Consider the following 20,666-nt stretch of genomic DNA (forward strand, 5'->3'; position numbering starts at 1 on the left):
GGTCGTCGTCGGCTACAACCCTGAGACGAGGTGGCCCGGCCCCCTGTGACATGCGTGCGTGTGACCTACGTCTCCCGGTCCCCGGGCTGTGCGAGGACGCGGCGGAGCCAGCGGGTGCGGGCGTCGCGCGCGTCCCGGCTGAGCGCCGCTTCCGGGGCCAGGCCGTCGAACCCGTGGAAGGCGCCCGGCCACACGTGCAGTTCGGCCTGTCCGCCGACCCGCCAGATCGCGTCGGCGTAGGCCACGTCCTCGTCCCGGAAGGTCTCGACCGACCCGACGTCGATGAAGGCCGGGGGGAGCCCGGACAGGTCGGTGGCGCGGGCGGGCGCGGCGTAGGGCGAAAGGTCCGGGGCGCCGTACCGGTCGCCGAGCAGTGCCTGCCACCCGGTGGCGTTCGAGGTGCGGTCCCAGATGTCGACGCCCGCCATCTGGTGGCTGGAGAAAGTGGCGTTGCGGTCGTCGAGCATCGGGCACAGGAGCAACTGGCCGATCGGCACGGGACCGCCCCGGTCTCGGGTGAGCAGGGCGAGCGCCGCCGCGAGGCCGCCGCCCGCGCTCTTGCCGCCGATGACGATGCGGTCCGCGTCGATGCCGAGCTCGCGGGCGTGCTCGGCCGCCCAGACGAGCCCGGCGTAGCAGTCCTCCAACGGCTCCGGGTACCGCACCCGGGGCGCCAGGCCGTACTCGACGGAGATGACGGCCAGGCCGAGGGGGAGGGCCCATTCCTGCAGCAGCTGCGGGACCACGGACGGGGCGTTGCCCACGACCATGCCGCCGCCGTGCATGTAGTACAGCAGGGGCAGCGGGCCGGTGGCCCCGGCGGGCCGGGCGCTCACGAGCGTGACGCCGCGTCCCGGTACGCGCAGCTCCTCCACCTCGAAGAGACCGCCGGCCCGGAGTTCCCCGACCGTCGGCCGGGGCCGCGTCGCGATGTCCTGTTCCTGCTGGGCCGCGAGGTTCTCGGGGGTGAGCGGCTCGCGTACCGCCTCGCCCGCGGCAGACAGTATTCGGTCCAGTTCTGGGTCGACGGGGGGCGCCGCGCCGACCGTACGGGGGATGTCCATGTGCCGTAGTCAAGCAGCCGCCCCGCGGGGGCGACGGCCGAACCGGACGGTTCACGGCGCTCGGCTACCCGAAGGTCACCCGGTCCGGCCGCCCGCTCGCGCGGACGTCGACCACGTCGAACCCGTCCTCATGGCGCAGGAGGTGCTGGACCGCGTCCGAGCCGGAATGCCGCAGGAAGCCGACCCACCCCCGGGTGCTCGCGAGTTCGAGCACCCATGCGACGACCTCCATCACGATCCCGAACTCGTCCTCGTGGACGCACGTCCGGACGGTCAGGGCCCAGGGCGTGCTGCCGTCCGCGTACGTCTGCTCGGTCCGCAGCAGGGACGAGCTGTCCACCCCGTCGAAGGCGTGGCTCGGGACGCCGCCGTCGAAGACCTGCCACGGGTATCCCCAGGTCTCCCAGTCGGCCGACGCGAGCGGTGTCGGCGCCTCCGCCTCGCCCAGGAGCCACCTCAGCTCCCGCATCGCCGGCTCGGGCAGGTCCTGCGGCAGTTCCACCGTCAGGAACAGGTCGTAGTAGTCACTCATACGGCCGATTCTGGATCCGGCCACCGACAAAGCGCCGTGGCGGTGTCGACGGGTCATGCCCGGCTTCCGGCGCCGCCGTTCGTGCCGCGCGCCGCTGGACCGCGCGGAGGGCGTCCGCGCGTCCCCGCGTCCCCGCGTCCCCTCTCGGTCGGTCGCCCGGTCCTGGCGGCAGCCGGCAGTCGGCTGCCCCGACCGGTCGGTGCGGGTCAGCCGCGCAGGAGGCGGGCCTTGGCCGTCGTGAACTCCTGGGGGGTCAACAGGCCTTCGCGGGCCAGGACGGCCAGCTGGGTGAGCTCCGCCACCAGGCCGGCCGGGGCCGGACGGTCCGGCGTGGTCGCTGCCGTCGGCTCCGGTTCGGCCTGCGCCCCGGCCGGCGGTTCGGTGCGGCCCGGCGGGCCGTCCGGGGCGCCCGCCGGGCCCGTGGTGGTCGCCGGGTCCGCCGGTCCGACCGGGCCCGGTGCCACCGGGCCCGGTCCGACCGCGCCCGTCGTCGCCTCCGTCGCTCCGGAGGCCCGCGCCAGCAGGCCCCGCAGCAGCGGGTGCCCCGGCGGACGGTTCGCCGCGTGGACCGTTACTCCGATCGGGCGGATGAACATCAGGCCACCCCCGCGCGCGGGTCCGCCGGCACCCGGTCCGGCGGGATGCGGACCGAGCCGACGATCCGCCCGCCCGCCGCCCGTACGGCGATCGCCGCGTCCTCGGCCCACAGGTGCTCGACGACGAGCAGCAGTGCGCAGCTCCCGCGTTCCAGCAGTCCCGCCGCCTCCTGGATGTCCTCCGGGCCGATCAGCCGCGCCACGTCCCGGCCCGTCAGGAGGCCGTGCAGCTCCACGAACTCGTCGAACTCGGCCGCCAGTACGTCCCCCGAAGCCGTCCTCGTCGCCACGATCCCGTCGATCAGCCGGACCACCCCGGTCTTGCGCAGCCCCATCACGGCTTCGACCGCCGGGGCCCGCAGCTGTTCCTCCGGGAAGGCGAGGACGATGAACTCCACAGGTCCCATGCGTCTCGGCTCCTCACCTTCGATACTTCCGACCGTTTGTGACGACTCTTCGGCACACTATGGCATAAGCGGACATATCATCCGCCTGCTTGCTACGTTTCGGTGCATGACCGCTCTGACGGCAAAGGTGGCGGAGCCCGCCCCGCCCCCGCCCCCCGGCGACGGCGCCCCCAAACGGCGCGGCGTCGAGCTCACGCTCCTGGCCGGAGCCGTCCTCATCTCCGTCCTCGGTCACCTCCACGTCGGTCTCGTGACCACCGGCCACGTCCCCGGCCCCGCCGCCCGCTACGCCACCGGGCTGTGCGTGGCCGCCCTGCTCGCACACCTCGCCGTCCGCCTCCGGGCCCCGTACGCCGATCCCCTCCTGCTCCCCATCGCCGTCCTCCTCAACGGCCTCGGCCTCGTCCTCATCCAGCGGCTCGACGTGACCACCCCCGGGCACCTCACCGCCGGGGACCAGCTCCTGTGGTCCGCGCTGGGCGTGGTGCTCTTCGTGCTCGTCGTGGCGCTGCTCGGCGACCACCGGGTGCTCCAGCGCTACGCGTACCTCTCCGTCGCGGTGGCCCTGGTCCTGATGCTGATCCCCGTCTTCTTCCCGGCGGTCAACGGCGCGCACATCTGGATCCGGTTCGCCGGGCTCTCCTTCCAGCCGGGGGAGTTCGCCAAGATCCTGCTCGCGGTCTTCTTCGCCGCCTACCTCGCCGCGAACCGCACCGCGCTCGCCCTCACCGGCCGCCGGCTGTTCTGGAAGCTCCGGCTCCTTCCCGGCCGGGTCCTCGGCCCGATCCTCGCGATCTGGCTGCTGAGCGTGGGCGTACTGGTCCTGGAGCGGGACCTCGGCACCTCGCTGCTGTTCTTCGGACTGTTCGTGATCATGCTGTTCACCGCCACCGGGCGGATCGGCTGGATCGCGATCGGGCTGCTGCTCGCGGCCCTCGGCGCCTACGCCGTCGGGACCTTCGAACCGCACGTCCACGGCCGGGTCGAAGACTGGCTGCACCCCTTCGCCTCCATCGAGCGGGGCGAGGGCCCCGGCCAGCTCGCCCAGTCCCTCTTCGCCTTCGGCGCCGGCGGCCTCCTCGGCGCGGGCCTCGGACACGGCCAGTCCTTCCTCATCGGGTTCGCCGCCAAGTCGGACTTCATCCTCGCCACCGCAGGAGAGGAGCTCGGTCTCGTCGGCCTCGCCGCGATCCTGCTGCTCTACGGGCTCCTCGTGGCCCGCGGATTCCGCGCCGGGCTCGCCCTGCGCGACCCCTTCGGGCGGCTGCTCGCCACCGGGCTCGCCTCGATCGTCGCGCTCCAGGTGTTCGTCATCGCGGGCGGTGTCAGCGGCCTGATCCCGCTCACCGGCATGGCGATGCCCTTCCTCGCGCAGGGCGGCTCCTCCGTCGTCACCAACTGGATCATCGTCGCCCTGCTGGTCCGGCTCAGCGACAGCGCCCGCAGACCCCGCCCCGCGAAGGAGCCGGCCGAGTGATCCGCTACATCCGCTGGTGCGCGTACTTCTGCGCCCTCCTGCTGGTCGCCCTGCTGGTCAACATCGCCCGCGTCCAGGTCTGGGAGTCCGCCGCCTACGGCGCCAACCCGGCCAACAAGCGCCCCGCCATCGAGCGCTACGCCGAACCCCGCGGGGACATCCTGGTCGACGGGCGCCCCGTCACCGGCTCCCGCGACAGCGGCCAGCTGCTGCGCTACGAGCGGACGTACGCGAACGGGCCGCTCTACGCCCCCGTCACCGGCTTCTCCTCCCAGACCTACGGCGCCAGCTTCGTCGAGCGCGCCGAGGACGCGATCCTGTCCGGCACCGACCCGGGGCTCTCGGCCTTCCCGCTCTGGTACGAACTGGCCCGCGGCCGCCCCGCCGGCGGGAACGCCGCCACCACCGTCCGCTCCGGCATGCAGCTGGCCGCGTACGCCGGACTCGCGGGCAAGCGCGGCGCGGTGGCCGCCGTCGAGCCGGCCACCGGGAAGATCCTCGCGCTGGTCAGCAGTCCGTCCTACGACCCCGCCGTGCTCTCCGGCACGGGTACGGGGGTCAAGAAGGCCTGGACCGCCCTGAACGCGGATCCCGCCCGGCCGATGCTCAACCGGGCGCTGCGCGAGACCTACCCGCCCGGCTCCACCTTCAAGATCGTGACGGCCGCGGCCGCCCTCGACGCGGGGGTGGTCACCGACGTGGACGCACCGACCCGGACCCCCGACCCCTACCCGCTGCCCGGGACCAGCACCCTGCTGCCGAACGCGGGCACCGGCTGCGAGGACGCCTCGATGGCGGAGGCGGTGCAGTGGTCCTGCAACACGGTGATGGCGAAGATCGGGGTGCAGGTCGGGCTGCGCGGGATGGTGGAGGCGGCGCGGCGTTTCGGCTTCAACAGCGAGGGGCTGCGGGTGCCCTCGTGGGTGTCCCGGTCGAACTTCGACACCGACATGAGCCAGGACCAGCTGGCCCTCTCCTCGATCGGACAGTTCAACACCACGGCGACACCGCTGCAGATGGCGATGGTGGCGGCGGCCGTCGCGAACGGCGGCGAGCTCACCTATCCGTACCTGGTGGAACGGACGACCCAGGACGACGGATCCCAGGTCCGGCGCGGCGACCAGCGCAGCCTGGGGCGGGCGATGAACCCGGCCACCGCGCTCCGGCTGCAGGAGCTGATGGTCAAGGTGGTGGAGGACGGGACGGGCCGCAACGCCGCGATCCCGGGCGCGGTGGTCGGCGGCAAGACCGGCACCGCGCAGCACGGGGTCGGCAACGCGGGCACACCGTACGCCTGGTTCATCTCCTGGGCCAGGGCCGAGGGCGCGCCGATGGCGAAGGTGGCGGTCGCGGTGGTGGTCGAGGACGCCTCGGCGGACCGCGGTGACATCAGCGGCAACGGCGCGGCGGCGCCGATCGCGCGGGCGGTGATGCAGGCGGCACTGGCCGCCCGCTGACGCCCGGCGCCTTCCCGCTCCCGGTCCCGCTCCCGGTCCCGCTCCCGGTCCCGGTCCCGCTCCCGGTCCAGGCCATGGCCCGGGAGCCCGGGCCGTGTCCCGGTCGTCGCCGGGGAGTGCCCGCACGACGGTCAGGGGGCGTCCGCCCCCTCCGAGATCGCGGCCTCGACCTCCGCCACCCGCGCCGACTCCTCGGCCGCGAACCGCTCCCGGTCCAGGGCCTCGGCGATCTCCTCGTCCTGGCTCATCAGCAGGTCCAGGTTCGAGTCGCCCATGTCGAAGACGCCCAGGTCCAGATAGGCCCGCTGCAGCCGCTCGCCCCACAGCCCGATGTCCTTCACGCACGGCACGATCCTGCTGAACAGCAGCTTGCGGAACAGGTGCAGGAACTCCGACTGCTCGCTGAGCAGCGTCGCCTCCTTCGCCCCGATGCCGAAGTTCTCCAGCACCTCCACCCCGAGCAGCCGGTCCCGCATCAGGTAGCAGCCCTCGATCACGAACTCCTCGCGCTCGCGCAGTTCGGCGTCGGTGAGCTGTTCGTAGTAGTCGCGCAGCGCCATCCGGCCGAAGGCCACGTGCCGGGCCTCGTCCTGCATCACGTACGCCAGGAGCTGCTTCGGCAGCGGCTTGGTGGTCGTGTCGCGGATCATCCCGAAGGCGGCCAGGGCCAGCCCTTCGATGAGCACCTGCATGCCCAGGTACGGCATGTCCCAGCGGGAGTCGCGCAGGGTGTCGCCCAGCAGCCCCTGGAGGCTGTCGTTGATCGGGTACAGCATCCCGATCTTCTCGTGCAGGAAACGCCCGAAGATCTCGGCGTGCCGGGCCTCGTCCATGGTCTGCGTGGCCGAGTAGAACTTCGCGTCCAGGTCCGGCACCGACTCCACGATGCGCGCCGCGCACACCATCGCACCCTGCTCGCCGTGCAGGAACTGGCTGAAGTTCCAGGAGGCGTAGTGCCGGCGCAGCTCGCCCTTGTCCTTCGCGGTGAGCTTGGCCCAGTGCCGCGTCCCGTACAGCGGCAGGGCCTCTTCGGGGGTGCCCAGCGGATCGTACGGGTCCACCTCGGTGTCCCAGTCGATGCGCTTGGCGCCGTCCCACTGCTTGTCCTTGCCCTTCTGGTAGAGCGCCAGCAGCCGCTCGCGGCCGTCGGCGTACTCCCAGCTGAAGCGGGCCGAACCGGCGGCGGGAACCTGCCAGACCGGCTCGCCCGGGTTCCGGGTGTAGAGCTCGTGCGTCGACACTGACGCCCCCTCGTCTCACGTACTGCCGTGTGGGACCGGACAGTTGGCAGCGTCACACGTTGGTAGACACGGGGTCAACAAGTCGTGCGTGAGGGATTGACGACCTTGCTGACAGGCAGTCTCATAAGAACAGACCGCCGGTAACTCGACGACGAGGTGTCCGAACCCATGACGACCGTGACCGAACGAGCCGTGCTCCAGGACGCCCTCGGCCTGCTCAAGGACCGCGAGCAGATAGCCGAGCGACTGCTCGAATCCTCCGCCAAGCACTCCTTCGACCCCGACAAGGAACTCGACTGGGACGCCCCGGCGATCGAGGGCAAGTACTACTGGCCGCCGGAACTGCTCTCCCTCTACGACACCCCGCTGTGGAAGAAGATGGGGGAGGAGCAGCGCATCGACCTCTCCCGCCACGAGGCCGCGGCGCTCGGCTCGCTCGGCATCTGGTTCGAGATCATCCTCATGCAGCTCATGGTCCGGCACATCTACGACAAGTCCCTGACCAGCAAGCACGTTCGCTACGCGCTCACCGAGATCGCCGACGAGTGCCGCCACTCGATGATGTTCGCCCGCATGATCCAGAAGGCCGGTGCCCCCGAGTACCCGGTCTCCCGCCTCAACCACAACCTCGCGCGGATCCTGAAGACCGTCTCCACCACCCCCGGATCCTTCGCCTGCACCCTCCTCGGCGAGGAGATCCTCGACTGGATGCAGCGCCTGACCTTCCCGGACGAGCGCGTCCAGCCGCTGGTCCGCGGCGTCACCCGGATCCACGTCATCGAGGAGGCCCGGCACGTCCGGTACGCCCGCGAGGAACTGCGCCGCCAGATGGTGACGGCCCCGCGCTGGGAACAGGAACTCACCCGGATCAGCTGCGGCGAGGCCGCCCGCGTCTTCTCGCTGGCCTTCGTCAACCCGGCCGTCTACGACAACATCGGCCTGGACCGCCGCGAGGCCGTCGCCCAGGTGAAGGCGAGCGGCCACCGCCGCGAGGTCATGCAGAGCGGCGCGAAGCGGCTCACCGACTTCCTCGACGACATCGGCGTGCTGCGCGGCGTCGGCCGCAGGCTGTGGAAGAGCTCGGGGCTGCTGGCGTAGCACGCGGCCGGGCCCGGAACGGGGGCCGGCCGGCGGGATCCTGCCCGATCGCCGGGACACCCACCCGTCCGAGGTGCGCGGGGCTACGCTGCGGACATGACCGTACGCGCGTACCGCAGGCTGAGCGTCGAGGAGCGGCGAGCCCAGCTCCTCGACGCCGCCCTCTCGCTGTTCGCGCACCGGGCACCGGAGGAGGTCTCGCTCGACGACGTCGCCGAGGCCGCGGGAGTGTCCCGTCCGCTCGTCTACCGGTACTTCCCGGGCGGCAAGCAGCAGCTCTACGAGGCCGCCCTCCGCTCGGCCGCCGACCTCCTCGAACGGTGCTTCGCCGAACCCCAGCAGGGCCCCCTGACCCGGCGCCTGTCCCGGGCCCTGGACCGCTACCTCGCCTTCGTCGACGAACACGACGCCGGCTTCGCCGCCCTCCTCCAGGGCGGCAGCGTCGTGGAGACCTCCCGCACGACGGCCACGGTCGACGGCATCCGGCGGTCCGCCGCCGAGCAGATCCTCTTCCACCTGGGCGTCCCGGCCCCCGGCCCCCGGCTGCGCATGATGGTCCGCACCTGGATAACGGCCGTCGAGGCGGCCTCCCTCATCTGGATCGACGAGGGCAAACAGCCCGAGGTCGAGCACCTCCGGGACTGGCTGCTGGACCAGTTCATCGCCCTGCTGACGGCCACCGCCGCCACGGACCCGGAAACGGCCGCGGCCGCCCGGTCCGCCCTCGCCCTGGAATCGCCGGACGGCCCGGTCGGGGTCCTGGCCCGCCGCGTGATCCCCGTGGTGTCCGAGGCCGCCCACCTGCTGTGACACTGGTGGGGTGAGAAGCCAACCGACCCCGTTCGAGGGCGGCCCGATGGACGGCCGGGTCCTCCCCGTCCTCCTCGGCCCGACCGGGCACCCCCCGAAGTGGTACGAGATCCCCGTCCCGGCACCGGACGGCGGCCCGCCCACGGTCCTGCTGTACGAACGCGTCCCCGCGGGCTACTCCAAGCGGCTCGGCCTGCAGAAGGGATGGAAGTACGACTTCCGCCCCTCGGGCACCAAGCCCAAGGTCCGCTGGCCCTGGACGAAGACCCCGCGCCCCTGACACCGTCCGGCGCGCGGGGGAGGCGGGGGCCGCGCGCTCCCCGCAATGCCCGGGCGGGTCCGGGCCGGTGGTCGTGCCTTCGGCGAGTGCTTCGGGGCTGGGTGTGTGTCCTGCGGGGGAGGTCGGGGCCGGGTGTGTGTCGGGGTGCTCCCCGCAGGGCGCCGAACGCACTGCCGCCGGGCGCTGCGACGCCTCGTCAGGTTCGGCGTCCGAGGAGACGCCCCGGCGCGCGCCCGGTTCCGGCCGCGGCCCGCGCAGGCCACCGCCGCCCGGGCGGATCCGGGCCGGTGGCCGTGCATCGGCCGGGCCTCAGGCTGAACATCCGCCTACGGCCAAAGCCAAGGACAGGTCCGGGCCTCCGGCCGAGCACCCCGTCGAGCCTCCGGCCAGGAAGCCGGCCTCCGGCCAGGAACCGACCCCCAGCCAGGAACCAGCTAGTGGCCCGGCAGGCGGAGGACCGCCAGCCCGCCGCCGCCCTGCGCCGCACGGAACTCCAGCCGAGCCCCGATCACCCCCGCCTGCCCCACGGCGATGGTCAGCCCCAGCCCGTGGCCCTTGCCGCCGCTGCGGAAGCGCTGCGGGCCGTGCGCCACCAGGTACTCGGGGAACCCGTCCCCGTGGTCCCGTACGGTGACCACCGGCCCGTCCACCGTCAGCACCACCGGCGGCCGCCCGTGCTTGTGGGCGTTGGCCACCAGGTTCCCGAGCACCCGTTCCAGCCGCCGCCGGTCCGTCTCCACGTGCACGTCCCGGACGACCACCACCCCCGAATCCGTCCCGGACGCCCGCACCACCCGGCGTACCAGCCGCCCCAGCTGGTGCAGATCGTTCTCCACCACCTCGCTGCCCGAGTCCAGCCGGGAGATCTCCAGCAGGTCCTCCGTCAGCTGCCGCATCGTCCGGACCCGCTCGCGCACCAGCTCCGTCGGCCGCCCCTCCGGCAACAGCTCCGACGCCGCCTGCAGGCCCGTCAGCGGTGTGCGCAGCTCGTGCGCCACGTCCGCCGTGAACCTCCGCTCGCTCTCCAGCTTCGACTGCAGGCTGCCCGCCATCGTGTCCAGCGCCGCGGCCACGGTCGCCACCTCGTCCTGGTGCCGCGAGGGGGTCCTCGTCCGCGGGTCGTCCACCCGCGCGTCGAGGTCGCCCTGGGTGATCCGGCGGGCCACGGCCGCCGTGAGGTGCAGCCGCCGGGTCACCCGGGTCACCGCGAAGGCGCCCACCAGCAGCGTGCCGCCGATCGCCAGCAGCGAGGATCCGATGATCGCCTTGTCCAGGCCGCTGATCGTGCGCGCGCTCTGCCCGTAGTCGACGGTGGTCGCCAGGGCCCGGCCGTCCGCCGGTCCGGCCGCCCACATGGTCGGGCGCCCCCGGTGGTCCGCCACCAGGGTGCCCCGGTGCCCGCTGACGGCGAGCGCCCGCAGCTCGGGCGGCAGCCCGACGGGATCCAGCCAGGAACCGCGGGGAAGGGGATCGCCCGCCTCGTACGCGCGCGAGACCTCCAGCAGTTTGCCGAGCGCCTTCTCCCGCGCCGTGGCCACCGTCTGCCGGGTCACCTCCACGTGCACGAGCGCACCCAGCACGGCCGCCAGCGAGCAGCACATCACCACGATGAAGCACGCCGACTTCCAGGTCAGCGTGGCCGTCCAGGCGGGCAGCCGCAGCCGCACGCGCGTCACGGCCGGCCCGGCGCGGGAGCGGGCTCCCGGCTCCCCGGGGCCTGCGGATTGCCGGGCACCCGTACGATCTGCTCGCGCGTCGGCAGCATGGTGAGCTGCTTCTCGTCCCAGGACCAGGCGGTGATCAGCTCGTAGCCGCGGTTGCCGCTGGGCACGCGCAGGATCACGTCACGCCCGGCCAGTTCCACCGTGATGACGGTCTCCGTGGTCGCCATGATCCGGTTGAGCCGTCCGTCCGGGTCGGCCGTGTACACCCGTACGGACATCATCTTGTCCGGGAACTCGATGCCGACGATCAGCTCGTCCTTGCCGTTTCCCGTGAGGTCCCGGTAGTACGGCTTCAGCACCGGACACGCCTCCGGCTCCTGCTCGGCCTGCCCGGCCCGGTCCGTCGCGCACTCGCGGATCGCGGCCGCCGTCCGGGGCGGCATCCCGTCCGCGCCGACCTCGGTGTCCGGATGGGCGCGCAGCTCCGCCTGGACGAGGGCCACCGGGTCGACGGCGTGCACGTCCTGGTCGCGGACCGGCGGGATCCCCTTGATGTACTCGGGCGGGGCCCCACCCGGATCGGCGGGCGGTACGGAGGCCCCGCGGTGGTCGGGCCACAGATGTACGGGCCCGCTCGCGGTCGGAGTGGAGCCGGCGCTCACGAGTCCGCCGGTGTCCCCGCAGCCCGCCAGCAGCGGGACCAGGGCGAGGAGGGGGAGCAGCGGGCGCGCGGCCACACGCAAGCGCAACCTGTTCACAGCTCCAGTGCCCTTCTGCCCGCGGTCCGCCGACGGTCGACGACGTCAACCATATGCGGAGGTACATCCGTTTTTCCCCGCGGTCTCAGCTGTCGGTACGTCCTCGGCGCAGCATCGCGAAGCCCAGCCCGGCCGCGCCGACGGCCGCGATCCCGCCGGCGGCGCCGAGCAGCAGCACCCCGTCGCCCGGAGCGTCCGCCAGCGTACGCAGCCGCCGCCCACCGCCGGAGCCGTCGGCGACGACGGGGGTGTCCCCGGTGGCGGCCTTGCGCGGAACGGAGGCCGGGACGACCTGCCCGCCGCGGGCCTCGGCGCGGGTGCCGGTCTTGTGGCCGTCGCCCGCCACGGTGTGGTCGCCGTCCTGGGCCGGGACGCCACCCACCCAGGAGGTCAGCCGTCCGGAGGAGTCCAGCGCGGCGTGCAGGTCCCCGGAGCCGCCGACGTCGGTGACCCCGTCCCGGCTGGTCAGGGTGGCCGCCCTGGTGCCGTCGGCCGCCAGGATCTCGGCCTGGAAGGCGCCGTCCGGCGTGCGGTACACCTTCGCCGTGGAGAGACCGTCCGCCAGCGAGAGGCTCTTGACGAGGATCGACCGCGGGGCCGCGGAGTGCGCGGAGGAGGCCGCGGGCACCCCCTCGGCCAGGGCGGCGGCGGTGGGCAGCGCCAGCAGACTTCCGGCGCATGCGGTCACGGCGGCGGCGCGAACGAGAGTGCGGCGGCTGACGGTGCTCACGGGGAAGTCCTTCGGTGCCGGTCAGGGCCTGGGCCATCCAGGTGGGTCAAACCTAGGGCCGGGCCGTTGCGGCGGCGCCCCGTTCGTGTAACAGCGGAGTCGCAACGTTCCGTCGGAGTCGTTACACATCCGAGGGATTGCCCTGCGGCGCCCCGGCTGCTCCCATGGACGGCGGGGGTGAGGGCGATGCGCGGACTCAAGGTACTGCCGAGCGGCCGGCCCGGCCGCGGCCGGCTGTATGTCAACCTGCCCGACGGGCAGGCGGTGGCCTGGTACGACCGGCAGTCCAACCGGATCAGCGTCCTCGCGGACGACCACCGCGAAGCGGTCCTGGCGGTGCTCCGGCCCTACCTCAGCGGGACGGTCTCGATCGGCCCGCCCCCGGTCCCCACCGCCTCCGACCTGCGACGTCTCACACTGCCGCCGGACGCGGACCTGGCTCCGAACCGCCCGGGGGAGACCCTGCTGGGCGAACTGGAACACGGCCCGGCGGGCACCAGGGCCCGGCACCGGCTGCGCCAGGAACTGACCGCGCAGCAGCGGATGGGCGACGCCTTCGACGCGCTGGAGCCGGAGGGCTGGCGGACCCTGCACTGCGTCCCGCTCCCGGGGCTGGGCCGCGTCGACCACCTGCTCATCGGCCCGGCGGGCGTCTTCTGCGTGCGTACGGTCCCGGGCCGCCGCCAACGCGCGGTGATCGGCGACCTTTTGCTCACGGTGGGCCGTACGGAACCCCGCCCGGACCCCCGCTGGATCCGCCGCGCGGCCGCCTTCGCCGCCACGGCCCTGGCCGCGAAGGTCACCCCGGCGCTGGCGCTGGTCGACGCCTCCCGGGTCGAGACGGCCCCGACGGTCCGCGACATCCGCATCCTCCAGCCCCCGACGGCGACCCCGAACCTCGCCGCGTCCCCCACGGTGCTGAAACCCCCCGAGGTCGAAGCCCTCTTCGCCCAGGCCCGCGACACCACCACCTGGCTCTCCCGCCCCACCGCAGCCTGAGCACACGGCCCGACGCGGCCCCCCGCCCGCCCCGCCGGTGCGGCCACCGCTCAGGCGGAGGTTCGTTTGCGTGGTGTCGCCGTCTTCTTCGCTGCCGCGGCGGTCTTCTTCGTGGTCGCCGTCTTCGCCGTGCTCTTCGAACTCGACTTGCCCGCCGTCGACTTGCCGGTGGTCGTCTTCTTCTTGCTCTCGGCCGACGCCGCCGCCTTCCTGGCCGAAGCCGCCGTCGACTTCTTCCCGCCGACCGCCTTCGGCGCGGCCGCGCCCGTGCGCCCGCCCGTACCGGTACCCGCCTTCCGCCGGATCGGAGTCACCTCGGCCTCGGCCTCGGCCTCTCCCGCCTCCCCCCGGGAAGCCTTCGCGGCCCGCACGCTCTTCTCCAGCGCCGCCATCAGGTCGATCACCTGTCCGCCGGCCGGTTCCACCACGGCCTCCGTCGGCTCGAACGCCCCTCCCGACTTCGCCACGATCAGCGCCTCCACCGCCTCCCGGTAGTCGTCGTGCAGCGAGGCCATCTCCACCTCCCCCAGCGTCGCCATCAGCGCGTCCGCCAGGTCGAGTTCGGCGTCCCGTACGGTCACCTCGGCCTCCGGCGCCACCCCCTCCGGTGCCCGGATCTCGTCCGGCCACAACAGCCCGTGCATCGCGATCACGTCGTCGACGACCCGCAGCATGCCCAGCCGCTCCCGCCCCCGCAGCGCGTACTTGGCGATGGCGACCTTCCGGCTCCGCTTGAGGGCCTCCCGGAGCAGCGTGTACGGCTTCGCCGCCGTCGCCCCGTTCGCCGCGAGGTAGTACGCCGCGTCCATCTGCAGCGGATCGATCTCCTCCGCCGGCACGAACGACATGATCTCGATCGTCTTCGCGGTCGCCAGAGGCAGCTGCGCCAGGTCCTCGTCGGTGATCGGGACGATCGACCCGTCGGCCTCCTCGTACCCCTTGCCGATCTCGGCGCTCGGCACCTCCTCCCCGTCCAGCTCGCACACCTTGCGGTAGCGGACGCGCCCGCCGTCGTTCACATGGATCTGGCGGAAGGAGATCGAGTGGCTCTCGGTGGCGTTCACGAGCTTGATCGGGATGCTGACCAGGCCGAAGGAGATCGCCCCGTTCCAAATGGATCGCACGGTTCCTCCTGTTTCGTGGCAGTCTCATCGTATGACGCCGATCACATTGGTGGAGGGCCGTCGCATCGCGCTCAGCAATCTCGACAAGGTCCTCTACCCGGAGACCGGCTTCACCAAGGGCGAGGTGCTCCACTACTACGCCACCGTCGCGGAGCCGCTGCTCGCCCACATCCACGACCGGCCGGTGTCCTTCCTGCGCTACCCCGACGGGCCGGACGGGCAGCTCTTTTTCACCAAGAACCCGCCGCCCGGCACGCCCGACTGGGTGAGGACCACCCCCGTGCCCCGCTCCGAGGACCTCTCCGCCGCCCAGGTGGTCGTCGCCGACCTGGCCACCCTCATGTGGTCCGCCAACCTCGTCGTGGAGTTCCACACCCCCCAGTGGACCGCCGGCCATCCGGCCCTCGCCGACCGCATGGTCCTCGACCTCGACCCCGGCCCGCCCGCCACCGTCGTCGAGTGCTGCGCCGCCGCGCTCTGGCTGCGCGAGCGGCTCGCCGCCGACGGCCTGCACGCCTACGCCAAGACCTCGGGCTCCAAGGGCATGCACCTGGCCGTCCCGCTGGAGCCGACCCCGTCCGAGCGGGTGTCCGCATACGCGAAGCAGCTCGCCCAGGAGGCCGAGCGCGAGCACCCCGACCTGGTCGTCCACCGCATGGCCAAGGCGCTGCGCCCCGGCAAGGTCTTCGTCGACCACAGCCAGAACGCCGCCGCCAAGACCACCGCCGCCCCCTACACCCTGCGGGCGCGGGCCCGGCCCACGGTGTCCGCGCCCGTGTCCTGGGCCGAGGTCGAGACCTGCCGGACCGCAGCCGGGCTCGTCTTCCTCGCCGGCGACATCGCGCCGAGGCTCGCCCGTGACGGGGACCTCTTCGGCCCGCTGACCGACCCCGGGCAGGCGGGGCGGCTGCCGTGATCCGCGTCGCGCTGGCCGCCGCCGTACGCACCCTGCCGCGCGGTGCGGGACTGGCGTACGAGCCCAAGTTCGACGGCCACCGGCTCGTCGTCCTGCGCTCGGCGACCGACGTGACGCTCCAGGCACGCTCCGGCCGGATCGTGACCAGCGCCTTTCCCGACCTGGCGGCGGCCGCGCTGCTGCTGCCCGCCGACACGGTCCTCGACGGCGAAGTGGTGGTCTGGCACGCGGGGCGCACGGACTTCGCCCTGGTGCAGCGCCGCGCGGCGGCCACCGCCGCCCGGGCCGCCGTGCTCGCGCAGCGCCTGCCCGCCTCGTACGCGGCCTTCGACGTCCTCGAACTGGCCGGGCTCGACCTGCGCAACCGCCCGTACGAGCGCCGCCGGGCCCTCCTCGTCGACCTGCTGCTGCCGTTGGGGCCGCCGCTCCAGCCCGTGCCGATGACGACCGACCCGGAACTGGCCGCCACCTGGTACGAGACCCTGCCGGCCAGCGGGATCGAGGGCCTCGTCGTGAAACGGCTGGACCAGGTCTATCCGTCCGGCCGGCGCGGCTGGCGGAAACTGCGGCACACCGACGTCCGGGACGCGGCCGTGGTCGGCTACACCGGCTCCCCGCGCCGGCCGCTCGCCCTGGTGCTCGTCCTGCCGGTCGGGGACGAGATCCCGCTGGTGTCGAGCCCGCTGAGCGCCGCCCTGCGTGCGGAGGTGGCGGCCGAAGTGACCGCCCGCGGGGCGGCGGCGCCGCCCCTGGCCACGGTCACGGCGATCGGGCTCGGCGAGGTCCCGTTCCGGGTGCTCGACCCACCGCTCACGGCGGAGGTGCGGTACACCTCGACCCGGCATCCGCCGCCGGAGGTGCTGCGGCTGCGGACGGACCTCTGACCCGCGCGGGAGGCGCGGGTCAGAGGTCCAGAGGCAAGACGAGGGGCAAGACGACGGGTGCGGTGGACTCAGGCGTGTGCGCCGCGCCCGGCGTCCGGCGGGGCCCCCGGCTGCGGATGCGGTCCCGGACCCTCCGGCAGCTTGTAGCCGGACTCCCGTTCCGCCCGGACCTCGTCCGGGTGGGTGGAGGTGGTGGAGCCGAAGTTCCCGTAGCCCTGCATCTCGTGCGGACGCAGACCACCCTCGGGGATCTCCACGGAATCCCGCTCCTCGCGGACCTCGTAGACCGCTCCGCCCTCCGGCAGATGTGGCTGGCTCTCGGCGGTGGGCGGGGGTGGCTCCTTCGCCCGTACCTTCTTGCCCAGCAGGAAGCCGCCCAGCAGGAAGCCGGCGACGAGGATGCCGACCACCAGGAACCAGGCGATGTCGGCGAGGGTCGCGTCCACGCTCAGGGTCGTGTCCATACCGACCATTTTCACGCACACGCGTCCGATGTGCGTCGCTATGACCGGATGCCGTGGGCCATCCGGGGTACACGCCCGGTGTCCGTACCCGCCGAACGAGCAGGAGGCCGGCCATGCCCCGCGGATCTTCCCCGAAGCGCGAACGACAGTACGAACACATCAAGGAGGGCCTGGAACAGCGCGGAGAGCCCGAGAAGAAGGCGAAGGAGATCGCCGCCCGGACGGTGAACAAGGAACGGGCCCGGGCCGGTGAGTCCCGGACCGCGAGCAGGGAATCCGTCGAGGACATCTCCTCGTCCCGCCGCGGGGGCCTGCACTCCCACTCGGGCGCGCAGGGACCCACCTACGAACAGCTCTACGCCGAGGCGCGGCGCCGCAACGTCCACGGCCGCTCGGACATGAACAAGACCCAGCTGAAGCGGGCCCTCGGCATGTGAAGCTCCCCGGACACGCCCTAGCTAGGGGTTGATGGGGCCCTCCGCGTCCCGCAGGGCCCCCGACGCCTTGCGTTCCCCGAGCGCCCCCAGGATCTCGGCGCAGATCGCCAGCGCGGTCTCCGCCGGGGTGCGGGCGCCGAGGTCCAGGCCGATCGGTCCGTGCACCCGCGCCAGCCGGGCCTCGCTGACCCCGGCCGCCAGCAGCCCCTCGCGCCGCCGGGCCGTGGTCTTGCGGGAGCCCAGCGCGCCGACGTACGGCACCTCCTGCGCCAGGGCCACCCGCAGCGTCGGCACGTCGAACGACTCCTCGTGGCTCAGCATGACCAGGCACGCGGCGTCCCGGCGCGCCTCCAGCGCCGCACAGGCCTCCTCCGGGCCGGTGACCAGCACGGCCTCCCAGCCCAGCAGCAGAGCCTGCCGCTCGATGATCTCGGCGAGCTCACCGCCGCCACCGATCACTACGTACGGGGCCGAGGGGAACGCCTCCACCAGCACCAGGCCCGACTCCGCGTAGAGCGCGTCCCGCCCGGCCCGCCGGGTCGCCAGCAGCTCGCCCGCCCGCCGCCCGGCATCGTCACCGGGCGCGTCCGCGGCCCGTACGACCTCGCTGGCGGCCTGGTTCGCGGCCTCGTTCAGCCGGGTCACCAGCGCCACCCCGACCCCTTCGCCGAGCAGCTCCCACCACTGGGCCGGGATCGCCGAGAGCGGCTGCAGCAGCACCTCGGCCTGGCCGCCGCAGGTCAGCTTCGCCTCCACGGCCTCGGCCGCGCGCACGGACACCTCGCACACCCGGGCCGAGACCCCGGCCGGCAGGGCCGCGACCTCGGCGGCGAGTTCCGCGTCAAAGACCCCGCGGTAGAGCGTGCCGACACACTCCCCCCGGGTGTCGACGAGCACGGCCCCGGCCGGATCCCGCGGCCCGAACCCCTGCTCGGTCACGGGCCGGGCCAGATACCCCGCCCGCCCCTCGGCCACCCACCGCTGCGCCGTCTCCACCAGCTCACGCATCCCGCCGCCCCATCCACTCCGAGCTCACTGAGAGCTCCCTCCCCACAAAGCACCAGGTCAACGGCACTATGCGGGCTCATGACCAGCCTAAGCACGCCCCTCACCCCTACCCACACCCCAAAACCCACAGACCCCGCCCCACCTCCCTCGTACGGACCACCGGAACGAGGGGAGCGGACGGAACTCCGGGACACGGCGGGACACCGGCAGGAGGCCGTGCGCCCGCCGGACCGTTCCGCCCCGCGACGGCGCCGGATTCGGGCACCATGGGCGAGCAGCTTGATCAACACCGCCCGCGCCCGCGCAAGGAGCCGCCGTGAGTGACCAGCCCAGCCCCTCCCTCCGCGACCTGCTGCTCGGCCGCCTCGCGGCGTCCGCACTGACCCCCGCGGCGCAGCAGCTCGCGGCCGGGCTGCTGCCCGAGGCGCGGCCCAGGAGCACCGGGCGGTCCGGGCCGCTGTACCTGCGCTCGATATCGGCCGCCGGCTGGCGCGGCATCGGACCGGCCGTGACCCTCGACCTCGAACCACGCCCCGGCCTCACCATCGTCACGGGCCGCAACGGGTCGGGGAAGTCGAGCTTCGCCGAGGCCGCCGAGATGGTGCTCACCGGAGACAACTTCCGCTGGCAGGACCGGACCCAGATCTGGAAGCAGGGCTGGCGCAACCTCCACCACCCCACCGCGCCCCAGGTGTCGGTAGCGCTGGGCCCCGACGGCGGGGGTGATCCGCTGACCGTCCGCAGGAGTTGGCACGGAGACGGACTGGAGGACTCCCGGACGGTCCTCCACCGGCCGGACGGACCCGAGCAGGACCCCCGCGAGATCATCGACGCCGAGGACCTCTCCCTCTACCGGCCGTTCCTCTCGTACAGCGAACTCGGCGCGATGATCAACGGGCGGATGAGCGCCCTGCACGACGCGCTCGCGCAGATCCTCGGGCTGGACCTGCTCGGCGACGCCGACAGGGAAGCCCGCGCCCGGTCGAAGAAGCTCACCGACACGGTCTCCGGAGCCGGTGACCTGATCCGCGCCGTGACCGCCGAACTGTCGGAGTCGGACGACCCGCGGGCCGCCGAGGCCGTGGCGGCGCTCGGCGGACGGCTGCCGGACCTCGACCGGCTGCGCGGGCTGCTCAAGGTCCAGGCCGCGGCGGACGGCGGCGAACTCGCCCGGCTGCGGCGCCTCGCCGACCTCGAAGGCCCCGACCCGCGCGCGGTCGAGGGCGCGGTCGCCCGGCTCCGGGAGGCCGCGGCCACCGCCGAGGACGCCCGGAGCGGCACCGCCGAGGACGCCCTGCAGCTGATCGAACTGCTGGAGCGCGCCCAGGACCACCGACGCCGCCACCCGGGGTCCGCCGACTGCCCGGTGTGCGGCGCCGGAGGCCGGCTCGACGAGGACTGGTCGGCGCGCGCCCGGGAGCAGGCGGACCGGCTCCGGCGGGAGGCCGCCGAGGCGCAGGGCGCCCGTACGGGCCTGGAGGCCGCGGCACGGGCCGTACGGGACCTCGTACGGCCGGTTCCGGGCCGGCTCCAGGACGATGCCCCGCCGCTCGCCCGGCTCTGGGACGAGTGGGCCGCCTGCCGTGACGTCACCGACCCGCGCGAACTCGCTGACCGCATCGAGCGCGTGGCGGCAGCACTGGCCGACGCGTGTCGGCGACAGGGCGAGGAGGCCGCGGACCGCATCGCAGAGCAGGACGGCCGGTGGCAGCCCCTCGCCCTGCGCCTGGCCGAATGCCTACGCGCCGCGGAGGCGGCGGAGGCCGCCCGCCCACTCGTCAAGCAGATCAGGGAGGTTCGGGCCTGGCTGAAGGAGGCCACGGACGAACTGCGTGAGGAACGGCTACGGCCCTTCGCCGACCAGTCCCAGGGCATCTGGAAACTGCTGTGCGAGCGCAGCAGCGTCTCGCTCGGCTCGATCGCCCTCGCGGGCACCGCCAACGCGCGCAAGGTCATGCTGGACGCCTCCGTGGACACCGTCGACGCACCCGCGTTCGGCGTGATGAGCCAGGGCGAACTCCACTCGCTCGCGCTCTCGTTGTTCCTCCCGCGGGCCACGCACGCCGACAGCCCCTTCGGCTTCCTGGTGATCGACGACCCCGTGCAGTCCATGGACCCGGAGAAGGTCGAAGGACTCGCCCGCGTCCTCCACTTCTGCTCCCTGCGCCGGCAGGTGGTCGTCTTCACCCACGACACCCGGCTCCACGCGGCCGTCCGCCGGCTGCGCGCGCCCGCGACGGTCCTGCACGTCACCCGGCGGACCGGCTCCGTCGTACGGGTCACCCGGACCGACGACCCGGTCTCCGTCGCGCTGGACGAGGTCCGGGCCGTGGCCGGAGACCGCGACATGCCGCAGGACGTCGCGGAACGGGTGCTGCCCCGGATGTGCCGGGGAGCGCTCGAAGCCGCGTACCTGGAGCCCGCACGCCGCAGGCTGCGCGCCGACGGCCACGGCCACGACGAGGTCGAGGCGCGGGTCGCCGGGGCGTACGCGCTCACCGGGCTGGCCGCGCTGGCGTTCTACGACGCCGGGATGGCGCCGGCCGAGGTGCTCGCCGCGGTCGCCCGGGACCACGGGCCTTGGGCGCGCACCCTGATCGAGTGGTGCGACGCGGACGCCGACCGGGTCCCCGCACCGTCCGGGGACCCCGCCGACCTGGTCCGGGACACCGAACGGCTCGTCGGGGAGGTGCGGGGCCGGCGCCGGTGACCGGACGGTC

At 73.5% G+C, this 20,666-nt stretch carries 21 protein-coding genes; 10 read left to right on the forward strand and 11 right to left on the reverse strand.

The annotated features are described in order from the left end of the window. Window positions 1-65 precede the first annotated feature (65 nt). From DEJ51_RS22630 to DEJ51_RS22645, 4 genes are all read right to left on the reverse strand, one after another. Window positions 66-1,064, reverse strand: coding sequence for an alpha/beta hydrolase (locus tag DEJ51_RS22630; RefSeq protein ID WP_150259264.1), 999 nt, complete (start codon window positions 1,062-1,064; stop codon window positions 66-68). A 64-nt stretch (window positions 1,065-1,128) separates the two neighbouring features. Then, window positions 1,129-1,596, reverse strand: coding sequence for a hypothetical protein (locus DEJ51_RS22635; RefSeq protein WP_150259266.1), 468 nt, complete (start codon window positions 1,594-1,596; stop codon window positions 1,129-1,131). A gap of 206 nt (window positions 1,597-1,802) precedes the next feature. After that, a complete protein-coding gene (locus DEJ51_RS22640) occupies window positions 1,803-2,192 on the reverse strand; it encodes an SHOCT domain-containing protein (protein ID WP_150259268.1) in 390 nt (129 codons plus the stop codon). After that, entirely contained in the window at window positions 2,192-2,599 is a 408-nt protein-coding gene (locus DEJ51_RS22645) for a DUF6325 family protein (protein ID WP_150259270.1), read from the reverse strand. The genes DEJ51_RS22640 and DEJ51_RS22645 overlap by 1 nt, the downstream gene beginning before the upstream one ends. Before the next feature lie 106 nt (window positions 2,600-2,705). Here DEJ51_RS22645 and DEJ51_RS22650 point away from each other — a divergent pair, with 106 nt between their 5' ends. Together DEJ51_RS22650 and DEJ51_RS22655 are read left to right on the forward strand one after the other, a co-directional pair. Then, complete coding sequence (locus DEJ51_RS22650; RefSeq protein ID WP_223835935.1) at window positions 2,706-4,076, forward strand: FtsW/RodA/SpoVE family cell cycle protein; 1,371 nt, start codon at window positions 2,706-2,708, stop codon at window positions 4,074-4,076. Further along, on the forward strand, window positions 4,073-5,533 hold the full coding sequence (locus tag DEJ51_RS22655) for a penicillin-binding transpeptidase domain-containing protein (RefSeq protein WP_150259272.1): 1,461 nt from the start codon (window positions 4,073-4,075) through the stop codon (window positions 5,531-5,533). The genes DEJ51_RS22650 and DEJ51_RS22655 overlap by 4 nt, the downstream gene beginning before the upstream one ends. A 131-nt stretch (window positions 5,534-5,664) precedes the next feature. On the opposite strand, the gene DEJ51_RS22660 is transcribed toward DEJ51_RS22655, so the two are convergent. Then, on the reverse strand, window positions 5,665-6,774 hold the full coding sequence (locus tag DEJ51_RS22660) for a ferritin-like domain-containing protein (protein ID WP_150259274.1): 1,110 nt from the start codon (window positions 6,772-6,774) through the stop codon (window positions 5,665-5,667). Window positions 6,775-6,942: 168 nt separating this feature from the next. On the opposite strand from DEJ51_RS22660, the gene DEJ51_RS22665 reads away from it, so the two are divergent. From DEJ51_RS22665 to DEJ51_RS22675, 3 genes are all read left to right on the forward strand, one after another. Then, window positions 6,943-7,872 carry an AurF N-oxygenase family protein gene (locus tag DEJ51_RS22665; protein ID WP_150259275.1) on the forward strand — a complete coding sequence of 310 codons (930 nt, stop codon included), beginning with the start codon at window positions 6,943-6,945 and terminating at the stop codon, window positions 7,870-7,872. Window positions 7,873-7,968: 96 nt separating this feature from the next. After that, window positions 7,969-8,682 carry a TetR/AcrR family transcriptional regulator gene (locus tag DEJ51_RS22670; RefSeq protein ID WP_150259277.1) on the forward strand — a complete coding sequence of 238 codons (714 nt, stop codon included), beginning with the start codon at window positions 7,969-7,971 and terminating at the stop codon, window positions 8,680-8,682. A gap of 10 nt (window positions 8,683-8,692) precedes the next feature. Further along, complete coding sequence (locus tag DEJ51_RS22675; protein WP_150259279.1) at window positions 8,693-8,962, forward strand: hypothetical protein; 270 nt, start codon at window positions 8,693-8,695, stop codon at window positions 8,960-8,962. A 434-nt stretch (window positions 8,963-9,396) separates the two neighbouring features. Here the strand turns inward: DEJ51_RS22675 and DEJ51_RS22680 are convergent, their stop codons facing one another. The 3 genes from DEJ51_RS22680 to DEJ51_RS22690 form a co-directional block, all read right to left on the reverse strand. Further along, window positions 9,397-10,629, reverse strand: a complete 1,233-nt coding sequence (locus DEJ51_RS22680) for a sensor histidine kinase (protein ID WP_150262089.1) — start codon at window positions 10,627-10,629, stop codon at window positions 9,397-9,399. Window positions 10,630-10,634: 5 nt separating this feature from the next. Then, on the reverse strand, window positions 10,635-11,363 hold the full coding sequence (locus tag DEJ51_RS22685) for a hypothetical protein (protein WP_223835936.1): 729 nt from the start codon (window positions 11,361-11,363) through the stop codon (window positions 10,635-10,637). A 106-nt stretch (window positions 11,364-11,469) separates the two neighbouring features. Further along, the gene (locus DEJ51_RS22690; protein ID WP_150259283.1) at window positions 11,470-12,114 is read right to left on the reverse strand and encodes a hypothetical protein; all 645 of its coding nucleotides are present in this window, start codon (window positions 12,112-12,114) and stop codon (window positions 11,470-11,472) included. 186 nt (window positions 12,115-12,300) lie between these two features. On the opposite strand from DEJ51_RS22690, the gene DEJ51_RS22695 reads away from it, so the two are divergent. Next, a complete protein-coding gene (locus DEJ51_RS22695; RefSeq protein ID WP_150259285.1) occupies window positions 12,301-13,113 on the forward strand; it encodes a nuclease-related domain-containing protein in 813 nt (270 codons plus the stop codon). A 50-nt stretch (window positions 13,114-13,163) separates the two neighbouring features. Here DEJ51_RS22695 and DEJ51_RS22700 read toward each other — a convergent pair whose 3' ends face one another. Next, a complete protein-coding gene (locus tag DEJ51_RS22700) occupies window positions 13,164-14,237 on the reverse strand; it encodes a Ku protein (RefSeq protein WP_150259286.1) in 1,074 nt (357 codons plus the stop codon). 31 nt (window positions 14,238-14,268) lie between these two features. On the opposite strand from DEJ51_RS22700, the gene ligD reads away from it, so the two are divergent. Together ligD and DEJ51_RS22710 are read left to right on the forward strand one after the other, a co-directional pair. After that, on the forward strand, window positions 14,269-15,153 hold the full coding sequence (gene ligD / locus DEJ51_RS22705; protein ID WP_150259288.1) for a non-homologous end-joining DNA ligase: 885 nt from the start codon (window positions 14,269-14,271) through the stop codon (window positions 15,151-15,153). Then, a complete protein-coding gene (locus DEJ51_RS22710) occupies window positions 15,153-16,037 on the forward strand; it encodes an ATP-dependent DNA ligase (RefSeq protein WP_150262090.1) in 885 nt (294 codons plus the stop codon). The genes ligD and DEJ51_RS22710 overlap by 1 nt, the downstream gene beginning before the upstream one ends. 68 nt (window positions 16,038-16,105) lie before the next feature. On the opposite strand, the gene DEJ51_RS22715 is transcribed toward DEJ51_RS22710, so the two are convergent. After that, window positions 16,106-16,501: a DUF6479 family protein gene (locus tag DEJ51_RS22715; RefSeq protein ID WP_150259290.1), complete on the reverse strand. Its 396-nt coding sequence runs from the start codon at window positions 16,499-16,501 to the stop codon at window positions 16,106-16,108. A gap of 113 nt (window positions 16,502-16,614) precedes the next feature. Between DEJ51_RS22715 and DEJ51_RS22720 the strand changes: the two genes are divergently transcribed. Further along, on the forward strand, window positions 16,615-16,938 hold the full coding sequence (locus tag DEJ51_RS22720) for a plasmid stabilization protein (RefSeq protein WP_150259292.1): 324 nt from the start codon (window positions 16,615-16,617) through the stop codon (window positions 16,936-16,938). A gap of 21 nt (window positions 16,939-16,959) precedes the next feature. Here DEJ51_RS22720 and DEJ51_RS22725 read toward each other — a convergent pair whose 3' ends face one another. After that, entirely contained in the window at window positions 16,960-17,946 is a 987-nt protein-coding gene (locus DEJ51_RS22725; protein WP_150259294.1) for an XdhC family protein, read from the reverse strand. A 316-nt stretch (window positions 17,947-18,262) separates the two neighbouring features. Between DEJ51_RS22725 and DEJ51_RS22730 the strand changes: the two genes are divergently transcribed. After that, the gene (locus DEJ51_RS22730; protein ID WP_150259296.1) at window positions 18,263-20,656 is read left to right on the forward strand and encodes an AAA family ATPase; all 2,394 of its coding nucleotides are present in this window, start codon (window positions 18,263-18,265) and stop codon (window positions 20,654-20,656) included. Window positions 20,657-20,666: the final 10 nt, after the last annotated feature.

The organism is Streptomyces venezuelae (genome assembly GCF_008642275.1).
Taxonomy (GTDB): Bacteria; Actinomycetota; Actinomycetes; order Streptomycetales; family Streptomycetaceae; genus Streptomyces; species Streptomyces venezuelae_E.